General features: G+C 68.3%; 1 protein-coding gene. It reads right to left on the reverse strand.

What is annotated here, in order from left to right:
* Positions 1 to 1,895 (reverse strand): lantibiotic dehydratase (locus BFF77_RS33320; protein WP_342671236.1); only part of this gene is annotated, 1,895 nt, incomplete at its 3' end.
* Positions 1,896 to 1,982: the final 87 nt, after the last annotated feature.

The following is a 1,982-nucleotide window of genomic DNA, read 5'->3' on the forward strand; positions in this document are numbered from 1 at the left end:
CGCACAAACCGACGCGCCTCATTCTTCTCACCCGCGAACTCCATCTCGGAGGCGACGAACTTCCAGGTCTCACGGGCCACCACGGTCGAGTCGATGGTGATCCGCGGTGAACGGTCGGTGTCGGGCCGCAGGGTGAAGCGGTCCATGACCCGGTTGGTCATGGCATGGCTGAACACATCGAGCAGATCGAAGACGGAACCGTCGGGCAGCACCGCCTTGAGCTGCCCGTCCCGCTCCTCCACCAGTACGTCGCCGCAGCGGACCGTGCGCGGCCGGCTCGGGTCCGCGGTCTGGTCCACGATGGAGACGTAGTAGTCCTGCGGACGGTCCAGGGACGGCCTGCTGCGGGTGGACCACTTCAGCGGAAGTTCCTTGGGCAGCATGGGCATCAGCCGTGGCTCGGGGAAGTCGGTCGTGGTCTCGTCGATCAACTCCTGGATGTCCGGGTGCTGATGGACGAAGAGCGAGGCGCCCAGGGTGTTCATGGCGACATGCAGTTCGCCGAGGACGAGTTCGAACTCACCACGCTCGACCGCGTCGAGATCGTCGGCGATGATCATGACGTCGGGGCTGATGTAGCGGGCCAGGGACCAGCCGCGGCCCGGTTCGCCGAAGGCCTCCCGCACCTGGTCGGCGATATCGGCGGAGGAGAGCCGTACGCGCCTGGCCCCGGCCGGGGCGTTGATGATGGCCGCCCAGCGCTCGCGCAGTTCGGCCTGGATCCGGTCGATGTCGGCGATCGACTCGCTGTGCGGCGCGGGCAGGCACTCGAACCAGAGGGAGCCCAGGTCGACGCGGTCCTCCCGGGCGCGCAGCCGCTCGTACGCCTCCTTGATGCGTCCGCCGACGGTCTCGGCGAACCGGTTGGTCATCCAGCGGGCGCCGGTCAGGCAGAGTTCCAGCGGGGTGAGCTGCTCCAGTACGGCGGTGCCCACGGTGGCGGTGGCCGACCTGCGGCAGTCGGCGTAGACCAGGGCGCGGTTGGGCGCGGTACGGGCGCCCTTCTCCCGCTGGGCCGAGGCTTCGGTGAGTTCGGCGAAGTCGGCTTCGAGCGCGGCGAGCGCCTCGCACAGTTCGTCGGCGTCGAAGCCGGCCGCCCGGACCCGGTCACGGCCGCGTTCGAGGATGTCCAGCTTGGCGAGGGCCGGTTCGCGCAGCTCCGCGTCGCCGATCGTCTCCACGAAGGAGCGCAGGGCGCGCTCCGGGAAGGTGCCCGCGGGGACGTCGAGTTTCCAGGCGACCCAGCGCTGGGCGACCAGCCATTCCAGGGTCTCGGTGATCTCGGCGGCGGACACGGCACGGTCCTCGGCCCGGGAGACCTGGTCCGCGATGTCGGTGACCAGCCGTACTCCGTCGCAGAGTTCGAGGACCCGCAGTTCCCGCTCCGTCACCGTACGCGCGGGACGTCCCGGAGCGCGCACCATTCCGTCCACCACGCCGACGAACGGGACCCGGCGCGGCGCCACCCACTCCCGCACCCCCGCAACCCCACCGATCACCCGGGCCAGCGCATCCACCGACCAACTCGAAAAATACACCTCCGAACCCGACACCAACCCCACACCAGGATCCACCCGCACACCACGCGACGACAGATCCACACGACCCCAGCCCACCGGACCGAAAAACCCGATCGTGTCATTCTTCACACAGAAACGCTGCCAATAATGCGCCACCAACTCCTCACGCTGACGCGGCATACTCGACCGCCCCGCCACCGAAGGAACCCACGACAGAAACGGCTTCACACCAGAACCCAACACCGCCCGGTTCTGCCACGCCACCGCCGCACGAAACCGCCCAGAACCAGCAATCCCCTGCAACACCCCCGCAGTCCCCACCGCGGCAACACCGAACAACTCCTCAAAACCCTCCCACTCCACACCCGACAACACCTCCCCCACACCAAACTTGTCCGCCGCCACACCCAAACCCACCGGCGCCAAACCCAACACACCCGACACCGGAAAACCCGGACCACG

The organism is Streptomyces lushanensis (assembly GCF_001700515.1).
Lineage (GTDB): Bacteria > Actinomycetota > Actinomycetes > Streptomycetales > Streptomycetaceae > Streptomyces > Streptomyces lushanensis.